15 protein-coding genes and 1 pseudogene are annotated in these 18676 nt (G+C 66.8%); 10 read left to right on the top strand and 6 right to left on the bottom strand.

Annotated elements, in window-relative coordinates:
* A pseudogene (locus tag KEG57_RS50135) lies at positions 1 to 2103 on the bottom strand (LysM peptidoglycan-binding domain-containing protein); the annotation flags it as partial.
* Between KEG57_RS50135 and KEG57_RS50130 the strand changes: the two are divergent.
* Positions 2102 to 2824 (top strand): P-loop NTPase family protein, encoded by a 723-nt coding sequence (locus tag KEG57_RS50130; protein WP_272459901.1) that lies wholly within the window; start codon positions 2102 to 2104, stop codon positions 2822 to 2824. The pseudogene KEG57_RS50135 and the gene KEG57_RS50130 overlap by 2 nt on opposite strands.
* Here KEG57_RS50130 and KEG57_RS50125 read toward each other — a convergent pair.
* The 3 genes from KEG57_RS50125 to KEG57_RS50115 are packed head-to-tail and all read right to left on the bottom strand — an operon-like array spanning position 2821 to position 5447.
* Positions 2821 to 3603: a hypothetical protein gene (locus KEG57_RS50125; RefSeq protein ID WP_272459900.1), complete on the bottom strand. Its 783-nt coding sequence runs from the start codon at positions 3601 to 3603 to the stop codon at positions 2821 to 2823. The two genes, KEG57_RS50130 and KEG57_RS50125, sit on opposite strands and share 4 nt — an antisense overlap.
* A gap of 18 nt (positions 3604 to 3621) precedes the next feature.
* A complete protein-coding gene (locus tag KEG57_RS50120; protein ID WP_272459899.1) occupies positions 3622 to 4086 on the bottom strand; it encodes a transglutaminase-like domain-containing protein in 465 nt (154 codons plus the stop codon).
* Positions 4083 to 5447, bottom strand: coding sequence for a hypothetical protein (locus KEG57_RS50115; protein WP_272459898.1), 1365 nt, complete (start codon positions 5445 to 5447; stop codon positions 4083 to 4085). Before KEG57_RS50115 ends, KEG57_RS50120 begins: the two co-directional genes overlap by 4 nt.
* 405 nt (positions 5448 to 5852) lie before the next feature.
* On the opposite strand from KEG57_RS50115, the gene KEG57_RS50110 reads away from it, so the two are divergent.
* The 5 genes from KEG57_RS50110 to KEG57_RS50090 all read left to right on the top strand — a co-directional run bounded on the left by KEG57_RS50110 (position 5853) and on the right by KEG57_RS50090 (position 15353).
* Positions 5853 to 7028: a peptidase associated/transthyretin-like domain-containing protein gene (locus tag KEG57_RS50110; RefSeq protein ID WP_272459897.1), complete on the top strand. Its 1176-nt coding sequence runs from the start codon at positions 5853 to 5855 to the stop codon at positions 7026 to 7028.
* Between the two features lie 1793 nt (positions 7029 to 8821).
* A complete protein-coding gene (locus KEG57_RS50105; protein WP_272459896.1) occupies positions 8822 to 9421 on the top strand; it encodes a hypothetical protein in 600 nt (199 codons plus the stop codon).
* A gap of 139 nt (positions 9422 to 9560) precedes the next feature.
* Positions 9561 to 11066, top strand: coding sequence for a hypothetical protein (locus KEG57_RS50100; protein WP_272459895.1), 1506 nt, complete (start codon positions 9561 to 9563; stop codon positions 11064 to 11066).
* 251 nt (positions 11067 to 11317) lie between these two features.
* On the top strand, positions 11318 to 11743 hold the full coding sequence (locus tag KEG57_RS50095; RefSeq protein WP_272459894.1) for a hypothetical protein: 426 nt from the start codon (positions 11318 to 11320) through the stop codon (positions 11741 to 11743).
* 895 nt (positions 11744 to 12638) lie between these two features.
* Positions 12639 to 15353: a hypothetical protein gene (locus tag KEG57_RS50090; RefSeq protein WP_272459893.1), complete on the top strand. Its 2715-nt coding sequence runs from the start codon at positions 12639 to 12641 to the stop codon at positions 15351 to 15353.
* On the opposite strand, the gene KEG57_RS50085 is transcribed toward KEG57_RS50090, so the two are convergent.
* Positions 15313 to 15477 carry a hypothetical protein gene (locus tag KEG57_RS50085; protein ID WP_272459892.1) on the bottom strand — a complete coding sequence of 55 codons (165 nt, stop codon included), beginning with the start codon at positions 15475 to 15477 and terminating at the stop codon, positions 15313 to 15315. The two genes, KEG57_RS50090 and KEG57_RS50085, sit on opposite strands and share 41 nt — an antisense overlap.
* Before the next feature lie 98 nt (positions 15478 to 15575).
* Here KEG57_RS50085 and KEG57_RS50080 point away from each other — a divergent pair, with 98 nt between their 5' ends.
* Positions 15576 to 15725 carry a hypothetical protein gene (locus tag KEG57_RS50080; RefSeq protein ID WP_272459891.1) on the top strand — a complete coding sequence of 50 codons (150 nt, stop codon included), beginning with the start codon at positions 15576 to 15578 and terminating at the stop codon, positions 15723 to 15725.
* Here KEG57_RS50080 and KEG57_RS50075 read toward each other — a convergent pair.
* On the bottom strand, positions 15722 to 16393 hold the full coding sequence (locus KEG57_RS50075) for a hypothetical protein (RefSeq protein WP_272459890.1): 672 nt from the start codon (positions 16391 to 16393) through the stop codon (positions 15722 to 15724). The genes KEG57_RS50080 and KEG57_RS50075 overlap by 4 nt on opposite strands.
* A gap of 596 nt (positions 16394 to 16989) precedes the next feature.
* Between KEG57_RS50075 and KEG57_RS50070 the strand changes: the two genes are divergently transcribed.
* The 3 genes from KEG57_RS50070 (at position 16990) to KEG57_RS56350 (ending at position 18582) form a co-directional block, all read left to right on the top strand.
* Positions 16990 to 17316 carry a beta/gamma crystallin-related protein gene (locus tag KEG57_RS50070; RefSeq protein WP_272459889.1) on the top strand — a complete coding sequence of 109 codons (327 nt, stop codon included), beginning with the start codon at positions 16990 to 16992 and terminating at the stop codon, positions 17314 to 17316.
* Positions 17317 to 17770: 454 nt separating this feature from the next.
* A complete protein-coding gene (locus KEG57_RS50065) occupies positions 17771 to 18109 on the top strand; it encodes a peptidase inhibitor family I36 protein (protein ID WP_272459888.1) in 339 nt (112 codons plus the stop codon).
* Entirely contained in the window at positions 18082 to 18582 is a 501-nt protein-coding gene (locus tag KEG57_RS56350) for a beta/gamma crystallin-related protein (protein WP_372518280.1), read from the top strand. The genes KEG57_RS50065 and KEG57_RS56350 overlap by 28 nt, the downstream gene beginning before the upstream one ends.
* The last annotated feature ends 94 nt before the right edge of the window (positions 18583 to 18676 follow it).

Genomic DNA, 18676 nt, shown 5'->3' with positions numbered 1-18676 from the left:
GAAAAGACCAGCGCCCAGCATGGTCAGAAACGGCACGGCCGAACCGTCGTCCTTGGGCGTCGGCTGCGTCGTCGGCACGAAGGGCGGACTCGGGAGTGGTGGAACCGGCAGGCTTGGGAGCTGCGGGGGCACCTGCGGCGCCGGGATCGCGTTCGGGACCGTCCCCTTGGGCCATCCCTCAAGCCACGGCGGGATTTGCTGCGGGAGCTGCGGCACGGGGATTTGTGGCGTCGGGGTGGGCGCGGGCTGCGGCTGGTTTGCCGGAGGAATGGGCAAGCTCCCCCCGAGGACTTTCCCCAGCCAATCCGAGAACGGCGGCAGGCCGGGCAAGGTGGGCGTCGGGATGGGGGCCGGTTTGGGCTGCTCGGGCGTGGGCGCAGGGGTGGGGACTTGCGCAGCCGTGACCGTGAACAGCGCGCGATAGGTTAGCTCGTCGAGCACACCGTCGGCGCGGAGCGGGCTCGAGGGTCGAGCCTTGTTCCACCACGCCTGGAAGCTCGCGAGCGCCATCGAGGTGCGCGGCGTGACGGTGCCCGTGAAATCGGTGGGATTCAGGCCGAAATCACCAGGAACGCACGCCCCAGGGTTCTGCTTGGCCCAGAGAGCCAGCAGCGCTTGCGCCTGGAGGTAGACGCCGGGGTCCATCGTCCCCGTTTGCCCAGGCGCAGGGAGTCCCGGTCCGGTCGAAGGGATGGGACTCGGAGGCGCTGGCGGCGTCCCGTTCAGGTTCGGGATCGAGGGAGACGCGGCCCACTCGTCGGGGATCCCGATCTCCTCGCCCGCATACAGGCTCTCCCAGTTGCCGCCGTTGTCCTTCGTGGGCTTGTGCGGGTTCGCGGCCTTGAGCTCGGACCACCATTTCAAGCGTACCGGGAGCGCGCCGAGTTTCTTCGCGATGCCGTACGGCGTGTCATTCTGAAGGACGGTGTACCGGCGCCCCGTCGTGGCGGGCGCGGCTGTATCCCGCTCGAACATCAACCACCCCGGCGGGAGCTGCCAGACGGGCCCCTGATTGCCGGGATTCGCGGCGACGAGCTCCGCGACGCGATCAGGGCTGCCCGTCAACTTCTTCGCGATGCCATACGCGGTCTCGCCCGGGGCCGCGTGGTAGACGCCGCTCGAGGGGTCGACGCCGGCGACGTCTCGCGCCACGGACGAGCGACCCGCGAGGAGCCGGAGCAGGCGTTTGTCGAGCTTTTGCAGGGCCGGGACGCCCCGGAGCACGCCCTCGAGTTGCCCTTGCTGGAGCGGCAAGATCGCGAGGTGCTTCCGCGGCCGCGGCCGCGCATCTGGGGGCCCGCTGGTCTCGCTGTACCCGTCGAGCTCGGGCATGGGCGGGGGTTCGTCAGGCGCGAACGTGGCCGCGGGACTGGTCGCAGGCTGAGCACTTCGCGCGGCTTGGATCTGCCGCCAGGTCTCCGCGCCGCGGCCCTCCTGGATCGCGAGCTCGAGGTGCGCGCGGTCGGCCGCGTCGAGGCCCTCGAAGAGCGGGGCGAAGTTCGGTCGCTGTTCGGGGGGCGCCGGGGCCGTGGTCGGAGCCGGCGCGGCCCCCTGCGAAAACTGCCCGAAGTTCAAGCGCGGCGCTGCAGGCGCAAGCGTCGTCCGCGGCGGCGTGGGGCTCTGCTGGGCGGCCCGTTGCCGCTCTGCGATCTGCGACGGGAGCTTCCCCGCTGCGCGCAAACGCTTGTAATCCGCCGGTCGTTGCACGCGGAGGACGGCATCCTGTGCGTATGCCTGGATCCCCGTGCGCTGTGCCATCGCCCGGCCTTCCGCGAGGATCTTTTGGTCGTTCGCGTTCGGCTTCCGGCGCTTCGGCGGCTTCGGCTTCGGCCTCGTCAGCGCTGCGATCCCCTGCTCCGCGAGCCCCCCAAGGGCCCCACCGAGCCCCGACGCAAGCGGCGCAAGTGATGGCATCCCGAGGCTCGTGGCAAGCGCGGCTCCCCCGAGGTTGCCGAGGCTGGCCCCCATGCCGCCCGAAGGCGCGGGTTTCCCTCCACCATTCCCCCCGAAAAGACCCCCGAGCATCGACAACAGATCGCCCGTGTCCCCGAGGGACGGGTCGAAACTCGGGCCCAAATAGGATAACGTCGTCGCTCCGGGCATGCGTCTACCTCCTCTCCGGTGCCGCATCTGCGGCCGTCAGCGGCCCGAGATCTCGGGCGGGTTCTGCGTGTGCGGCGCCTCGGTCTGGGAGCCCATCGAGCACGAGCCCCCGCCGGGCGTGGTCGTCGAGGCCCTCGGTGGCTCTCGCTCGCTCGAGCCCATCGATTTCGGCTGCCTGCTCTCTGAGGCCCTCGGCGGCGTGGTCCCTGGCCGCAAGGTGGCCGTCGGGGGCGAGCCAGGGGCCGGGAAGTCCACGCTCTGCGCCGAACTCGCGGCGAAAATGGCCGAGAAGCTCGGCGGCCTCGCGTACTGGCTCGATGCAGAGCAGGATCGGGCCCTCGTCGACGCGCTCTTCGCCCGGACGAAGTCTCCCACGCGGCACGTGCGGCGCATCGGCCAGCAGCCAGAGGACCCTTCCAAGCCCTCGATTTCATGGCGCGAGGCCATCGCCGGGGTTCCGCCGAGCGCCGCGGTTGCCGTGATCGACTCGGTACAGGCGTGGACAAACGACAGCCAGCGCGAGCAAGGCGAGCTTTTGCGGGCCGTTCGCGCCATGACGCCCACGGTCCTCGTGATCTCGCACTTCACGAAGCAAGGGCGTTTCGCAGGCTCGCGGCGCGTGCGGTACGACGTGGACGCGACGATCGCGATCGATCGCGCAGCAATTCGCCTCGAAAAGTCGCGCTGGACGCCCACACCTCGCATGACGCCTCGTTCCTAGGCTGCTGCCTGGTTGCCTTCGCCCCCTGCGAGTTCGTCGAAGAACGACGCGACCTCATCGAAGGCCCCCGCGACGACGTCGCCGAGGTCCTCGTCCTGCTTGGCCTTCGCCTTCGGCTTCCGCGGCCGCCGTTGCTCGAAGTGCGCGGCCTCCTCGCGCTCGAGCTGCTTGAGCCTCTCTCGCTCGAGCCGCTCCTGAACGAGCGGAACGAGATCGGGATCCTCCTCGACCCGCTCGAGGAACGCCTCGAGCCTCGAACGCCTGCCGCCAGCCTTGATCGTGCCCTTCACGAGGTGCCACACGGGGCGAAGCTCGGGCGGGAGGTTTTGCTCGACCTCCTCGTTGCTCTCCTGCATGCGTTCCCAGGACTTCGCCCGCGAACGCTGGCGATCCTTGTTCGCCGCGTCGACCCGGCGGATCTCGTTCTGGTGCTGGCGCTCCTCGGCGAGCTCCTCGGCCGACTTCTTGATCCTCGGGTTGTAGGTCTCCTCGACCGTGCGGATCCCCGCCTCGCACCGAGACCGCGCCGCGGCGCGCTGCTCGTCCCGCTTGGCACGCGCTCGTCCAATTGTACGTTTGTACGCGGCGCGCGTCTTTTTGTTCGTGCGGTCGCGGTCGAGCTTGCACGCGGTCCGGGCCTCCTTGATGGCCGAACGCTTGCCCGCCTTGGCGTCGCCGAGAGCCTTCTTCTTCTTGGCAATCGCTGCCCTGTCATTCGTGCGCGAAACCTCCTTGACGAGCTTTTCACGCTCCGCTTTCGCCGACTTTCGCTTCGCCATGCAGCAGCACCCCATGGGCTAAGGCCGATAGTTCGTGACTGCCGACGACGCGGGCGGGACCTGCCCGATCGCCGAGTTGAGGATCGTGGGATCCGCGCGCACCCAGCGACCGCCGACGAAGACTTCCGCCTCGATGTGCGGGAAGCCCTGATCGACGCGCACGGGGAGCCCTCGCGCGGGGATGCCACTCGCGATACAGAGCGCGACGAAGGCACGGGATTTCGCGTCACAGTCGCCGTATCCGCGAAGCAGGGCGACCGCGGCGTCCTCGAGCACCTCCTGCCCCGGATCCCGCACGTAATCGATCGCCCACTGAACGAACCGCAAGATCGCCGCCGGCCGTTCCTCAAGCGGCAGCCGCCGGAAGACGTTCGCCCATCGCCGAACCGCGGGCAAATCCGCATCCGCAAGGCTCTGCTCGAGCATCCAACGAGCCTTGTCCTGGTTCGTCGGAAACGAGCGCTGGGCGACGAGGACCGTCATGCCGATCCTCCTGCCGTCAACGCGGCGAAGAGCGGGCCGAGGGCGGGATCTCCGGTGAGCGCCTCAAGTTCCGCAGCCAAGCCCTGCGGGGCCGGCGCGGGGGCATTCTGTGGAGCGCTCTCCTTGGGCTGCGCCGCTTCGACAGGGCCCGCGCTCGGGGCCGTCGAGCCCTCGGCGTCCGGCGCGGTGGCGGGCGCTGGAGGAGCCCCCAGAGCGGCCCGAAGTCGCGCGAGCCGGACAGGGTCCGCCAGAAGCGCCCCGAGGGCCGCGTCGAGGTCCACGCCGGACGCTGTGGGCGCCGCCGGGGCGGGAGCTGCGGGAGCAGGGGCCGCCGGCGGGCCCAGGGGGTGCGGCTGGATGTGAGCCACCTGGACGAGCACCCAGCCGGCCGCGGTGAAGGCCCACCCGAACCCCGGCGGCGGGGCGCCCGGTGGCGGCGCGATGGTGGCCGCGGGAGGAGCCGCAGCGGCCGGAGGGGGAGCAGCCGCGGGCGCAGGTGCCTGGTTTGGCGCAATGATGCGAAGAACCTGCCCGAGAAGAGCCAGATCTTCGTCGGGCTGCGCGGGCTGCTGCTGGACAGGTTGCGCGGGCGCCCCCGGCAAGAGTCCTCGGGCAAGCTCGACCCCCTGCAAAAGAGCCTGCGTTCCGCCCGCGTTCCCCTGGAGGAGCGGTACGATCTCGCGCACGACCTCGAGCGGGTTCGTTTCCTTCGCCGCCGGCCGCTCGACCAGCGCCCGAAGGAGCGTCGATTCCCGCGCCGAGGAAGCCTCGACCAACGAACGCGCGAACGCGAGCGCGTCCGAGTTGCTCGAGGGAGCCGTGAGCGGCGGGTAATGCGGCGGGTACGGGTACGCCACAGCAGGGCCCGGCACGTGCCCCGGCGGGGGCGCGGGCTGCGTTGGTGCAGGGGCAGGCTGCGCCACGGGCGCGGCGGGCGGAGGGGCCGCAACGGGAGCCGGTTCCGGCGTTGGTTCCGGCGGAGGCAGCCGCATTTCGACAAACGGCCGCGAGGGGCCCGGCAGGTGCACCTTGTCGGAAAACGCCTGGAACCGGAAGGTTCGGCCGCATTGCGCCGTAAACTGGTACGTCCCGCCCCCGTATGCGTCGACGATCTGCTCCAACGAGCGAAGCTCGCTCCCCTTCCACGATTTGGGGCAGATCTCCCGCGTGCCGTCGGCTCGGTACCGCTGCACCTGGATGATGTCGAACCGGCGCCGATCCGGCCCGGTCTCGGTCTCCGGCCTCGGAAAGAGGGGGTGTCCTCCCCATTCCGTGCCCTGTAAGTCGGCGGCGTCGAGTCCGCCTTCGCTCTCCGGCTCGCCCATATTGGAGAGGATGCGCGCGCCAATAAAATACGCCAACGCATTTTTCCGCTAAATGAGACGCTACGGTGTCATGCCGTCGAGACGTCTTGACACTCCAACGTTTGCCGTGGACGAGCCCGGCCGTGTGGTGGTACCGTCGCTGACGATGGCCCCACGCACGCCTCCCGCTCTCCCCCCCGATCCGGCCCTCGTCCGGCGCAAGCGCTCCGGTGTCGAGCAGGTCCGGAAGACAGTCTACCTCCTGCCCCAGACGAGCGAGCGCCTTGAGCGCTTCGCCTTCGAAGGCCGCCGAAAGGAATGGGAGGTCGTCGAAGAGGCTCTCCGCGAGTACCTCGACCGACACGCCCCCGTCCCCTCGAGGCGACGCACGACACGCCCCCCGACGAGCCAGCCGCCCACGACCACCCGCAAAACCACCGTACCGCCCCGGAGCGGTCGCGCATGAGGGTGGCGTGGCGGGCCTTCGTCTTCGTCCTCCTGGGGCTCGCCCCCGCGGGGGGGACCGCGGCCGCGGGGCCTGCCTCGAGGACGACCAGCGCGCCGAGCTTCGAGCAGCTTGTCGAGGCGGGCAACCGGGCCCGCGCAGGGCGGCGATGGGCGGAGGCGGTCGTCGCCTACTCGGACGCGCTGAAGCTTCGTGACGATCTAACCGTGGTCGGGCGCCTCGGCCTCGTGCTGCTCGAGCTCGGCGAGCATGCCGCGGCCGCGTCGCAGCTTCACCGCGCGCTCGAGGAGCCCGACGCGGGAGCGTCACCCGCCGAGCGGGTGCAGTTCGTGATGGCGTACGATGTCACGCGGCGAGAGATTTGCCGGCTCGACGTGAGGCTCGACAGGACGGGCGTGCGCGTCGAGCTCGACGGGCGCACCGTACAGGAAGGACCGGCAGACTTCTGGTTGTTCGTCGCGGCGGGAAAGCATGAGCTCCGCGCGAGGCTTGAGGGGTTTGAGGAGGAGACGAAGGAGATCGAGGCGGCGCGGGGTGGGCGGATGCCGGTGGAGTTCACGATGAAGGCGAAGGCGACGCCAGCGGCGCCGCCGGCGCAGGTCGAGCCACCGCCACCACCGGCTGCACCGCAAACAACACCAGCACCCGAAGAGCCTGCCGCCCGTTCTGTCTCGACGAACTCACGCGGGCGTGTGGTCCTCGGCGCGGGGGCGGCTGTCGTGCTCGGCGCGACGCCCGGCGCAGCCGTTGGACCTCAAATCTTTGCAGCGTGGCGGCGTGGGTGGCTCTCAGTCGGGCTCGAAGGGCGCGCGGTGTGGGGGCTTGGAGAGCTTGAAGGGTTCCCAGACGCACAGGTGATGTCCTGGGCCGTCGGGACCGCGCCGTGCGTGCACTGGCGATGGTTGTTCGGGTGTGGGCTGTTGCAGCTCAACTGGCTTGGCCGAGACGTGTTCTCCTCGGGGGAGGTGGGCCCACGGAGCACGCCACCGCGAGCAGGCGTGGGAGGTCGTGGCGGCATCGAGTTCGTCACTCAGAAGCGCTTCGGTGTGCGCTTGTGGGGTGACTTCGTGATCCCGTTGAGCGGGCAAGCAGTGCGAACGGATCCGTTCCCACTCTGGCCAGGTTCGTCCGTGGCTGGTTCTCTGGGTGCAGATGCTTTGCTGATCTTCTAGGTTTGTCCAAGTTTGTCTGGTAAGGGGTGATTCATGGGTCGGTGGGCTCTTCTCGTTGTTCTCGCTGGTGTTGCTGCTCCCGTCGCTGCGGTGCAGGGCTGCGGCGGTGACCTGATCCTCCCCTGCAATGACCCCACGGATCCCATCTACGATGATCCGGGGTGCGTCAAAGTACGCGCGTTGAACGACGCTGGCGCAGACGGCGCGGATGGCTCTGTTGGTGAACCCGACTCAAGCGCACGGAGTTGCGATGGCGTCTGCATCATGAACGCTCCCAACGGCTTCCACGAACCGGAGCCCTTCTGGATCGGTCCCTCTTCTGCGAAGGCGCCGCTCTTCTGCCCCGGCAACGTTGGAGCGTTTGGCGGGAGCGGTTTCGCTGATCTACACGTGCCTGCTTCGGCGTGCCCTGCATGTGAGTGTGGCGCTGTCACGGGGACATGCTCACCGACCCCCAGCTCGATCCTCGTCCGTGCCGGGACGTGCGAAACGCCCGATGCCCACACGCACGACTTCGGCGCGCCTGCGAGTTGGGATGGCTCCTGCACGAGCGCGAACGCGCTCCCGGCTGGCGCTGAGTGCCCGCCAGGGAGCGGCGTCCTATGCGCACAGTCGCTCTCCATCTCCGCATTGCCCGAGCCCGTGGGGGTGGGATGCGAGCCCCTGCCGCCATCCACGCCGCCCGAGCCCTCGGCGAGGGAGGACGCTCCCTCCTCGAACAAGCCCAAGGCACCTTCCTCCTCGAACGACGCCGCGCCGTGGTGGGGCAGCGTCACTCTCTCGTGCAACGGGAGCGAAGCGGGAGAACCAGGCTCGTGCGGCGCAACCGCTGCGTGTCGCTTCGAGTTGCCGATCGACGTGGCGCCCGACGAGGACGGCGGGAGTTGGAGATACTGCGCGCGCAGCCAAGACAAGGGGATCCACCCCTGCGCGGGCGATTTGTACACCGAGCGGTTCATCGTGTACCCGTACGATGCGAAGATCGACTCGCGAGGCTGCACATCGTGCGAATGCAAGGCATCCGGAGGCTCGTGTTACGCGACGTTCGCCGTGTACGAAGACGACGCTTGCACGCAGCCATTCCACATGCAGGGGATCGACTCAACATCCCCCGACTGCGACGACATCATCCCTTCAGGCCGACCGATCGGGAGCAAGCAACTCCTGGATCTCCAGTTCGTTCCGGGCACGTGCGAACTCGTCGGTGGAGGCGTGCCCGTCGGGACCGTAGAGCCCGACGAGACGAAAGCCGAGACGTGGTGCTGTAATCCTTCATCCATGCGCAACAATTGATTTCAAGACCTCTGAGACTTGCCATGAAAGCTCGATGGATCTCGTTGTTGGTCTTCGCGAGCCTCGGGATCGTTGCTCTCGCCGGATGCGACAGCACATGCCCACCTGGTCACAAACGCGTCGACAACAGGGACCGCAAGCCGTTCCCGAGCGCTGACGCTGACTGGGTCTGCATCGCACCGCTTTCACCTCCGCCACCACCCCCACCTCCGGACCTTGGTGGTTTCAAGCCCCAGGATCCTCCCGGTCCCAAAGATCCAGACGCGGTAGTCAAGGCGGCGGTCTTTCTTATGAGCTGCATGGATACCATCCCAAAAACTATTTCTGCGCATATTGACAATATCTACAACTACACCCCATCGGACGACGGCGATAGGGCCGTCTACGCGCGGACGTTGTGTTTCAAGGACAAGGCGAACGGATGTAGAGCCGTCGAGCAGTGTCTCGGGTTCGCTACCACGGACGCTGTTCCGTTGGAGTATGGGTGCCAAGATGGAGTCATGGTTTTCGCCGACGTGCCGCAGTCACGTTACAATTGCGCTGGCCTTGGGTTGAACTGCATCGATTCGGAAAATGGTTGGTGTGCGGACTCAAAGGTTCCTTGCGATAATGATACCTACGTCGACAACTGCGTCGACGACATCCCCCACTTTTGTAACATTGACTATATCCTGACCACGCCGCGATGCTCAGACTTTGGCCTCACGTGCCAGACGCGCGAGGAATACCCCAGGGTCAACTGTGTCGGCGCTGGGCCAGAGTGCAACGTCTACCCTCCCACCACAGGCGGCGTGGACTATCGTTCCGGCATCGCCTGCGAAAACACAACCACGCTGCGCACGTGCATGGGTGGCAGGGAGCACCTCCTCGACTGCTCGACGCTCGGGGTAGGCTTCTCGTGCATCGACGGGACGCCGCCGTATTGCGGTTTTGCCGCGGAGTGCGATCCATTCGATCCGGTACATTATAAATACCCAGCGTCGACTTGCGAAGGCGACTCGGTGGTGATCTGCAACGCGGGCCGGATGGAGAAGATCGACTGTAAGAGTCTTGGTTTCAAGCGCTGTAATCCGGAATCGGGGTTTTGCACTGAGCTATGACGACGTGTTACGGGACGTTCTCCGTGCACAGAGATGATGGCCACGCCACGAAGGCGGAGACTTGACACGATCTCCCTTCCAAGTCGCCGTCAGGCATGCCCTTGGCATTCACCCACAGGAGCGACAGATGAACCTATACATGCAACATCACGCCCCAATGGCCATCCTGACCTTGTCGCTGCTTGTTTCAGCTTGTGGCAGTGGTACCTCCAGCGACACGGGTGGAATTGGTGGAACGGGTGGGGGCGGCGCGGGTGGAACGGCTGGCCCTGTTACTGGGACGTACACGGACGTCTACATCACCGACACCGGCGAGATCAAAGACGTCCCGCGAATTTACAGCGTTCCATCCTACCTGCCAATAACGGCTCTCATTCCGAAGGGAGATGGCTCTTTCGACGAAATTTATGGCGGTTACGATGAAGCAACAGGTGCGTTCTCGATTCCAGACGTACCATATGGTGAGTATTACCTTGGAGTAGGCCAACGTGTCATCGTCACATCTGAACGTACCTTCGATCTCGGGGACGTGTTCGGTGGTCGTCCGGATGTCGAGCCGGTAGAAGCGTCGTTGTCCATATCAGCAAACATCGACAACCTCGAAGCTTGGGATACAGGCGATAGTCTCGGATTCTTTTCGCTGGGCGGGTATGCCGATGGTCGGCTTGACGTCATGGCGCAAGCCAAGCCAACCAAGGGCACGACGTCACTGAGTAACTACAGTGCAGATCTCTTGAAGCTAGATGACAGGGGGATCGTTGACGGATCCAAGGGCGATAAGGTGGTACTCACTCAGCTCACGGCACGCGACATGATTCCCGACCCGGCCGCTTATCGCTCATACAGAGCAGTCGCACGATCCACTGAGATAGCCGGGGTCGTGGTAGATCCGCTGGGCCCGCCCGCTGTAGTAACCGGCACCCTGGCAGCATTGCCGCAAACACAATTGTCATTCACCTGGAAACCAACGGCATTTGTCAGTTCTTTGCTAGCTGCAAACCCCGCAGCTACGCCCTCGCAGCACGCCTTCTTCTTGCTGGCAGAGCCTGGAGGCAAGGACCGGGCTGCCACCTCCCCACGTCCGACCCTGCTTTCGCTCTCGGATGGCGACGACGCGACCGACGAAGCGTATTCGCTCGAATACGGCAATCCGTTCCCGTCGAGCTACGCAACCATCACACAAGCATTTCTCAAGTTTACTGTCCCCATGAGCTTAGGTGGTGCTTCGTGGACAGAGTCCGGTTACATTATCGTGTCTTCGTTGGTGGACTCGGTCGATGGCGGAATCGTGGAACCAATCATCAGCCCACCGCGAAACGTCAAGATTGCAGGCATGCCAGCCACGAACACGCTGGAAGGTGTGGGGACGCGGCCTACAATCTCCTGGGACCCCCCAGCCCTCGGGACGGCTACGTTCTATCGGGTCCGTATCATGAACTGCTTTGCAGGTGGTTGCGGCATGTATCCGCACACGGAGTTTTACACGACCGGGACGAGCATCACGTTCTCTCAATGCGACAAATGTACCGGGGAGTACTATGCCGTGATTACTGCACATACCCACCCGTACGATCCTAAAGTCCCGTTCCGTCATGGCCCGGTCGGTGGTCGAGCGGATGCTGTGACCCCAGTGTTCACCCTGTGAGGTTGGGGGCAGGCCTGGACAAGTGACCGTTGAGCCGGGTTTCGTTCAACAAAATTCCGCGATCCCGCCAGTCGCCGCCTCGGCAGTGGCAGCAGCAACGCGTTCTCAGACATCGCGAACGGGGTGTGGGCGGGCGAGGACCAACGTCATCAGCTCGCCGAGGCTCCTCCCTGTCGGCGGTCGGGTGTTGTGGGCCAGAAAAGCGCGAAGCGCATTAGCGCTCATGATGAGGGGTTGGTGGCAGCCACGCGGTGGCTGTTGACGAGGCGCCGGTGATCGCCTGCGCGCCCGTCTGCGGCTCCTGCGAGGCGTGCGCCCCGCTCGCGTGGGCGCTCAGGTACGCGCAGCAGCCGTATCACTACTACTGGCGAAAGATGGTCGGGCGCGTGGAGTTACAGAAGCGGCCACGGCAGGCCCGGGATGCGACGCGGTACGACGCGGTCGCGGCCTTGCTCGACCCAGTCCAGCGCGCGGAGCTCTTCGCGCGGGCGCTTCGGGGACGCGGTGCCGAGCCGTTTTGCCAGGACGCCTCGCATGGCTCGGCGGCCCCATGCATCGAGCCGAGCCACTGGGCGGACACGCGGCCGGCGGCGATTCTGGCCCTTGCGCGGCTGCTCGCGGTGCCACTCGACGGCGGCGCGGAGGCGGCATTCAAGGCGATTGGAGTGGAGCGATGATTGGAGGCGTTCTACAGCGCCTTGGAAGGCACGGGATCCGCCTGAACCTCGCGCGCTTGCGTGGGATTACCAACAGCGCCGGCGATGCCCCGCCGGCCTCGCTGGCGACCTTCAGCGTGCGAGCATGCGGCGCTCGCGCGCTCACCGAACACAAAGCGCGCGTACGCTCACTGGACGGCCACGCGCAAGACCACGGGGCTCACGAGCTCCCCGCAGCTCCTCGCACCTACCTCGCACATCCTGACGCCGAAGGGGCTCGCGCCGGCCTCGCTTGTTCGAGGGCGTGAAGCCGAAGAGCGGGGCGAGGGGAGCGGGCATGACAGACGCGGAGGAAGCCGGGCTAGCGCGGGTGAGCTGGGATGTCCACGGCGCGTTCCTTTATCCTGCGTCGCATGGAACAAGTGAACCTCGAAACCGAGCGGATGGGGCCCTACGAGCGTGACAGCGAGCACGAGCGCCTCGCGCGGCTCGCGGGCGTGTGGCGAGGGACGGCGCGGACCATCATGGGGGGGCCGCACGCTCACCGTCTGAAAGGACGAAGAAGCGATATACCAGTTCGTCGGCAGCCCCGCGCACGCCGAAGCCATGGCGCATATCGGGGAGGTGAGCCGCGGCGACAGCGTGGCCACGAGCTGGCAGGACGACGAGCGCGGAGCCACATGAGAGAAGGCGCTCGAAAAGCTCGCCGCGGAGACAGGTCCGACCTACTAAAACCCGTCGCACGCGCGTTTGCGTTTGCATTCGTCTCCCGCTTGCCGCCTCTGCTTCCGCTTCCGTCACCCCGGACCTAGAAACGACTGCACGGGTGCGCCGGGATCGGGTACCCTCCCTGCCCGGGACCGTTCGCCCTCGGACGTCGGGTGCGCGGTCGATACACGAACGAAGCGAGAGTGCAATGAAAGATGAGCGAATGCATTTCGCGCGGTGGCGCTGCTCCCTCCTCGCCCTGGGCGTCGGCGCCGCCACGGCGGCCTGCGGCGGCGAGCCAGCACCCGAAGGTCCTCCGGCGAGCTCCATCGAGCCGCCGTCGCGAAGCGGATCTGCGACGATATCGAGCGAGCTACGCGCGGCGTACATCGCATCCACGCAGCGCGCTGCCTCGCCTCGATATGCAGCGGTGACGTCGTCTCGCGGGCTCGTTCGCGCTGACAACGAGGCGCAAAGATTTTCGACGACGCTCGACGCGGCGGGGGTTTCCGTGACCTCGCACGACGGCGGCTTCACATTTTCGATGCGCGCGACGGGGCTCGGATGCGAGTCCGCAGTGGAGGCGCTCGGCGCGGCTGCGCCCGAGGCGCAGGGGAACCTCATTCGTTACGAGCGTGAGGGCCTCGCGGAGTGGTACCTGAATGGGCCGCTCGGGCTCGAGCAGGGGTTCACGCTCGCGCGGGCACCTTCGTGTACAGGGACGAAGGTCGTGACGCTCGATGTTGGCGGCGACCTGCGGGCCGCGCTCGTGGACGCGGACGGCGATGGGCGCGGACAGGGGCTCGACCTCGCCCACGTCGGGGGCGCCCGAGCGCTCGCATATTCGGATCTCTACGTGAAGGACGCGACGGGTAGGGAGCTTTCGGCCTGGCTTTCGCTCACGGAGGGGCGGCTCGCCATTCACGTGGACGACGCGGGGGCCGTGTACCCCGTGGAGATCGATCCGCTGATCACGCAGCAGCAGGCGAAGCTCGTGCCGGGTGACGGCGGGGCGGGCGACCTGTTCGGCACCTCGGTGAGCATCTCGGGGGACACGGCGCTCGTCGGCTCGCCTTTCAACGACGACAAGGGCGAATCGGCGGGCTCCGTCTATGTCTATGTGCGGAACGGCGGCGTCTGGATGCAGCAGGCGAAGCTCGTGGCGGACGACGGCGCGGCCTACGACCAGTTCGGTTCGGCTGTCTCGCTTTCGGGGGATCGGGCGCTCGTCGGGGCGCCCAACGACAAGCCGAGTGGCGGCTCGGCCTATGTCTTCGTGAGGAGCGGCGGCGTCTGGACCCAGCAGGCGAAGCTTCTGGCGAATGACGGGACGACGGGCGATCGGTTCGGCAGGTCGGTCGCGATCGACGGAACCTTTGCGCTCATCGGAGCAGCCGAGGACACGCCGAATGGCCAGTTCTCGGGCTCGGCCTATGTCTTCGCGGAGAACGGCGCGTGGACCCAGCAGGCGAAGCTCGTACCTGGTGACGGCGAGGCCAACCACTACTTTGGTTATTCGGTCGGGCTCTCCGGGGACACGGCGCTCGTCGGGGCCTTCAAGGATGACGACAAGGGCGAGGACGCGGGCGCGGCTTATGTCTTCGTGCGGGCCGGCGCGACGTGGACCCAGCAGGCGAAGCTCGTCGCGAGCGACGGGGCCGCGGACGACTGGCTCGGTTTTTCGGTGGCGATATCGACGGACACGGCGCTCCTCGGCGCGCCCAATGATGATCCCCTGGGGCTCTACTCCGGCTCGGCGTACGTCTTTGCGCGGAGCGGAGCGGTCTGGACCCAGCAGGCGAAGCTCGTGGCGAGCGACGGGAAAGAAAACGAAGAGGTCGGCGTCGCGGTCGGGATCTCGGGCAACCACGCAGTCCTCGGCGCGAGACTCGCGGACGCGCAGTGTACGAATTGCGGGGCAGCATATCTCTTCGCGCGGAGCGGCGCGACGTGGACCGAGCAAACGAAATTCCAGGCGAGCGACGGCCAGCCGGGCGATTTTCTGGGCCGCGAGGTGGCCATTTCGGGAAGTACGGTGATCGCCGGAGCGAGCACCGACGACGACAAGGGGCTCGACGCCGGAGCGGCGTACGTGTTCCAGAGCCCGACACCCCAAGGCGGCGCCTGCACGGTCGCCCTGGATTGCGTGAGCGGATTCTGCGTGGATGGCGTCTGCTGCAATGAGGCGTGCGGCGGGGGCGCGGTGAACGATTGCCAGGCGTGCAGCATGGCGGCGGGCGCGGCTGCCGATGGAACCTGCGCGCCTCGCGCGGCGGGTACGGAGTGCCGCGCGAGCGCGGGTGCGTGTGACGTCGCCGAGAGCTGCGACGGTGCCACGAACGACTGTCCCGCAGACGTGAAGGTCGCGATGGGCACGGAATGCCGTGTCGCATCCGGCGAATGCGACATATCCGAGAGCTGCGACGGCGCCGCGAACGATTGTCCCGTCGATACCAGCGCGCCGGATGGCACGGTATGCAGCGCCGGCACTTGCACCGGCGGCGTGTGCATGAGCGGTAGCGGCGGCAGCGGCGGCAGCGGCGGAAGCGGTGGCGGCGGCGGCGGAAGCGGCGGTGGCAGCGGCGGCAGCGGTGGTAGCGGCGGCAGCGGTGGTAGCGGCGGCAGCGGCGGAAGCGGCGGCGGAAGCGGTGGCGGTGGCGGCAGCGGCGGCGCCGGCAGCGGTGGCGGCGGCGGAAGCGGTGGCGGCGGCGGAAGCGGTGGCGGTGGCAGCGGCAGCGGTGGAAGCGGCGGCGCCGGCAGCAGCAGCAGCTCCGGTACCGGCGGCGGCTCGACTTCCGAGGAGGGTGGCTGTGATTGCAGCGTGCCGGGTGACCAGCCCGGCCATCACAACCGCGGGGCGCTCTTGCTCCTCGGCCTCGGCTTCATCGTGACGCGCGGCCGCCGTATTCGACGCCGCGCCTGATCCCCGAAAGCCCCTCGCCGTTCACGCCGGTATCGGCAAGAAATGCCTCGTCGGCGTCGAATATGATCACGGACGCGCCGTGGTCGAAGTACCATCCCACCATGAGCACGGACGTCGCGCTCATCCGCGCAGGCCGACGATAGGGGGCGGCATACGATGAGCACGAACGCCAGGGCACGGCGACGCCGAACTCGCGCAAAGGGCCAGTCTACGCTGCGGTCCTTGCTCGCCGCCGCGGCGCGGGCTGGCTCCCCGGGCTACGCGGCCGCGCAACACATCGCCGCGACGGACGACGCCTACGATTACGCGGCGCACGTGAGGATGGGGGAAACGCCCTTCAATCCGCTGCTCTTGCCGCGGGGTTCGGCCTAGAAACCCGCGCCGAAGCTGATGTATCCGAACGGCAGGACGCCGAAGGACCTGGGGTCGTCGCCGAAGACGTTGAACCCCGGGCCCATGAGCGCCATCGCGCCGACGCGGAACTGAAAACCAGCGCCGTCCACGGGGTGCAAGCGATACCCGACCATCACGTTGCCATACGCGCCGATGCCCGGGCCCGAGGCGCTCGCCCACGCCGCCGCGGATGCATACGTGACCGAGACGCCGCCGCCGACCTCGAGCGCGTGTTTGCCGCTGCGAACGCCGAGGTAGCTCCCCGTGATGGGGAAGGTCAAAAGGCTCGCGCTCGCGCTCGACGAGGCGCTGCCCGTCGAGACCGTCGCCCCGACCGAGATGTAGCTGATCCCGACGCGCACGCCGAGGTCGTCGATGACGCGGCGTTCGTAATTGATCGAGTACCAGAGCCCCGCCCCGAGGCCCTCCGCGAAGACCGAGTTCGGCGCAGGTTTGTCCTTGGTGTTTTCTTCTTCCTTGGACTCGGCCTTCGCTGGCGCCGCCGCGGCCGGCGCGGCCGCCGCAGGCGCAGCAGGCTGCCCCTCGGGCGCGGGCGGCGCCGCCTGGTCGGCCTGCGCGAGCGCCGCGCTCGGGGCGAGGAGGAGAAGGGCGCCTGCCGCAATGCAATAAGAAGAAAGCTTCGCCATGGGACCTCCCTGAAGAAAAGGGTGAGGCCCCAACAATCAGGAAATGGGACACGCGTGTCAAGCGATCCCCGACTGCGGCGGGTTAGACGTGACGGCGACGTGCGGCCCCGACGGCAAGTGGATGATATCGTACATGCCCGACGGCTGCGGGGGGTGACGGGCCCTCACCGCCCCGCAATCCACCCGTCGAACGTCTGGGAGAAGGCGGCGGCGAAGCTTGGGCGGTTAGCGTCCCGGATGTGTGCGTACGTGGTGTTCTTGACCGATGTTCTCACTACCGATAAGTGATTTGCGAAGAACTGAGCGCAAGGACGTGCGCCAGGGCGCGGCGCGGGCGCTGCGCACGCCGATGGCGATGGTGGAGATGGCCGAGAACGTGAACTTTGACGGGGAGCACACTGTCCTGGGGGCGGACGTCCCCGACCTCGGGGAGTGGAAGAACCGCTCTCCTCTGATCCAGATAGTAGTCGCCGACCGATCGTACTTCAATCCTCCACTGCATTCGGGACATGCCCGCGCGATTGACGGGCAACCGGCCTGCACCATGGATCCAGCATGGGCGGCTGGCGCCCGCAGGTCCCGTGAGGAGGAAAGCCATGAAAAAGGTATGGATGGGGCTCGTCGCGTGCAGCGCGCTCGGCCTCGCCGCGCAGGCGCAGGCGCAGGAACGGACGTGCGCGTACATGTTTCAGGACGTCAATTTCGGAGGCGAGGTCCTGGAAGTCCGGTACAACGCCCAGAACTGGGACATGGGCCACTGGAACGATCGGGTGTCGTCCGTGAAGGTGGTGGGGGAGGGGTGCGTGCTCTATGTATACGAGGACGTGAGCTTTGAAGGGGAATACAAGGCCCTGGTATCGGAGGTCTCCGACCTCGAAGCGTGGAAGAACCGCATCTCCTCGTATGGGTGCGTGTGCACCTAGCTTTCAGGATCACAGCCGAACATGTGATCCGCCTTATCGGCAGCTACACCCCCGATTGCTAAGGGAAACTCAACTGTAGGTTTTCATCCCCGCGAGCGGGCCCAATGCCTCATCCTTCATGTCGATCCATCTGCGCCAAGGTACGGCGGTGTCCGCGCTGGCGCGCACACTAAGGTGCCCCCCAACATCTGGTGATCGATAAGTGATGTGCGAAGAACCCACACGAGCGCGAGCTCCTCGCCATGGCCGAACCCGCGCGTGGAAACGTGGGCTGACGTCGCAGCCCGTGAATGGGAGCCGTATGTGCGCGGCCTCGAAGAACAGTCCGCCCCGAGGGCCCCCCTCCGGAGGACGGACGCGCGCGCGATTGACCGGCTACCGGCCCTGCGCCATGGATCCAGCACGGGCGGCAGGCGCTTCTTTGACGCCCGCAGGTCCCGTGAGGAGGGAAGCCATGAAAGCAGGATGGATGGGGCTCGTCGCGTGCAGCGCGCTCGGTTTCGCCGCGCAGGCGCAGGCACAGACGTGCGCGTACATGTTTCAGGGCGTCAATTTCGGAGGCGAGGTCCTGGAAGTCCAGGACGGTGACCAGGTTCCGGCCATGGGCAGCTGGAACAATCGGGTGTCGTCCGTGAAGGTGGCGGAGAAGTGCGAGCTCTACGTATTCGACGCCGTGAGCTATTTAGGGGAGGACAATAGACTGGGGGCGCCGGAGATCCCCGACCTCGGACCTTGGAAAAATCGCATCTCCTCGTATTATTGCATATGCTCGCCAGGACGCGCGCGCGATTGACGGGCTACCGGCCCTGCGCCATGGATCCAGCATGGGCGGCAGGCGCTTCTTTGACGACCGCAGGTCCCGTGAGGAGGGAAGCCATGAAAACAGTATGGATGGGGCTCGTCGCGTGGGGCGCGCTCGGCCTCGCCGCGCAGGCGCAGGCACGGACGTGCGCGTACCTGTATGACGACGAAACTTTCAGAGGCGAGGTCCTCGAAGTCCAGTCGGGCCCCAAGGTCCCGGACATCGGCAGCCAATGGAACGATCGGGTGTCGTCCTGGAAGGTGGAGCGGGGGTGCACGCTCACCGTGTGGCATGACACGAACTTTGGAGGGTCGTCGACTACCTTGCGCGAAGGACACTACCCCTTCATGAGGGAGAGGTGGAACAACAGCATCTCCTCGTATCATTGCATGTGCTCTGACGCGCCCGGCGCGCGCGGATGGCCCTCGTCAAAAAAGGTTGCAAAATTCCCGAGCGGACCTTGATGTACAAAAGCATCTACACCCCCGATTGCTCGGGGAAACTCAACCGTCGGTTTTCATCCCAGCGGGCCTAATGCCTCATCCTTCATGTCGGTCC

Source organism: Polyangium jinanense, from assembly GCF_028435365.1.
The sequence above is the reverse complement of the archived record's forward strand: the minus strand, read 5'-3'. Positions and strand labels throughout refer to the sequence as shown.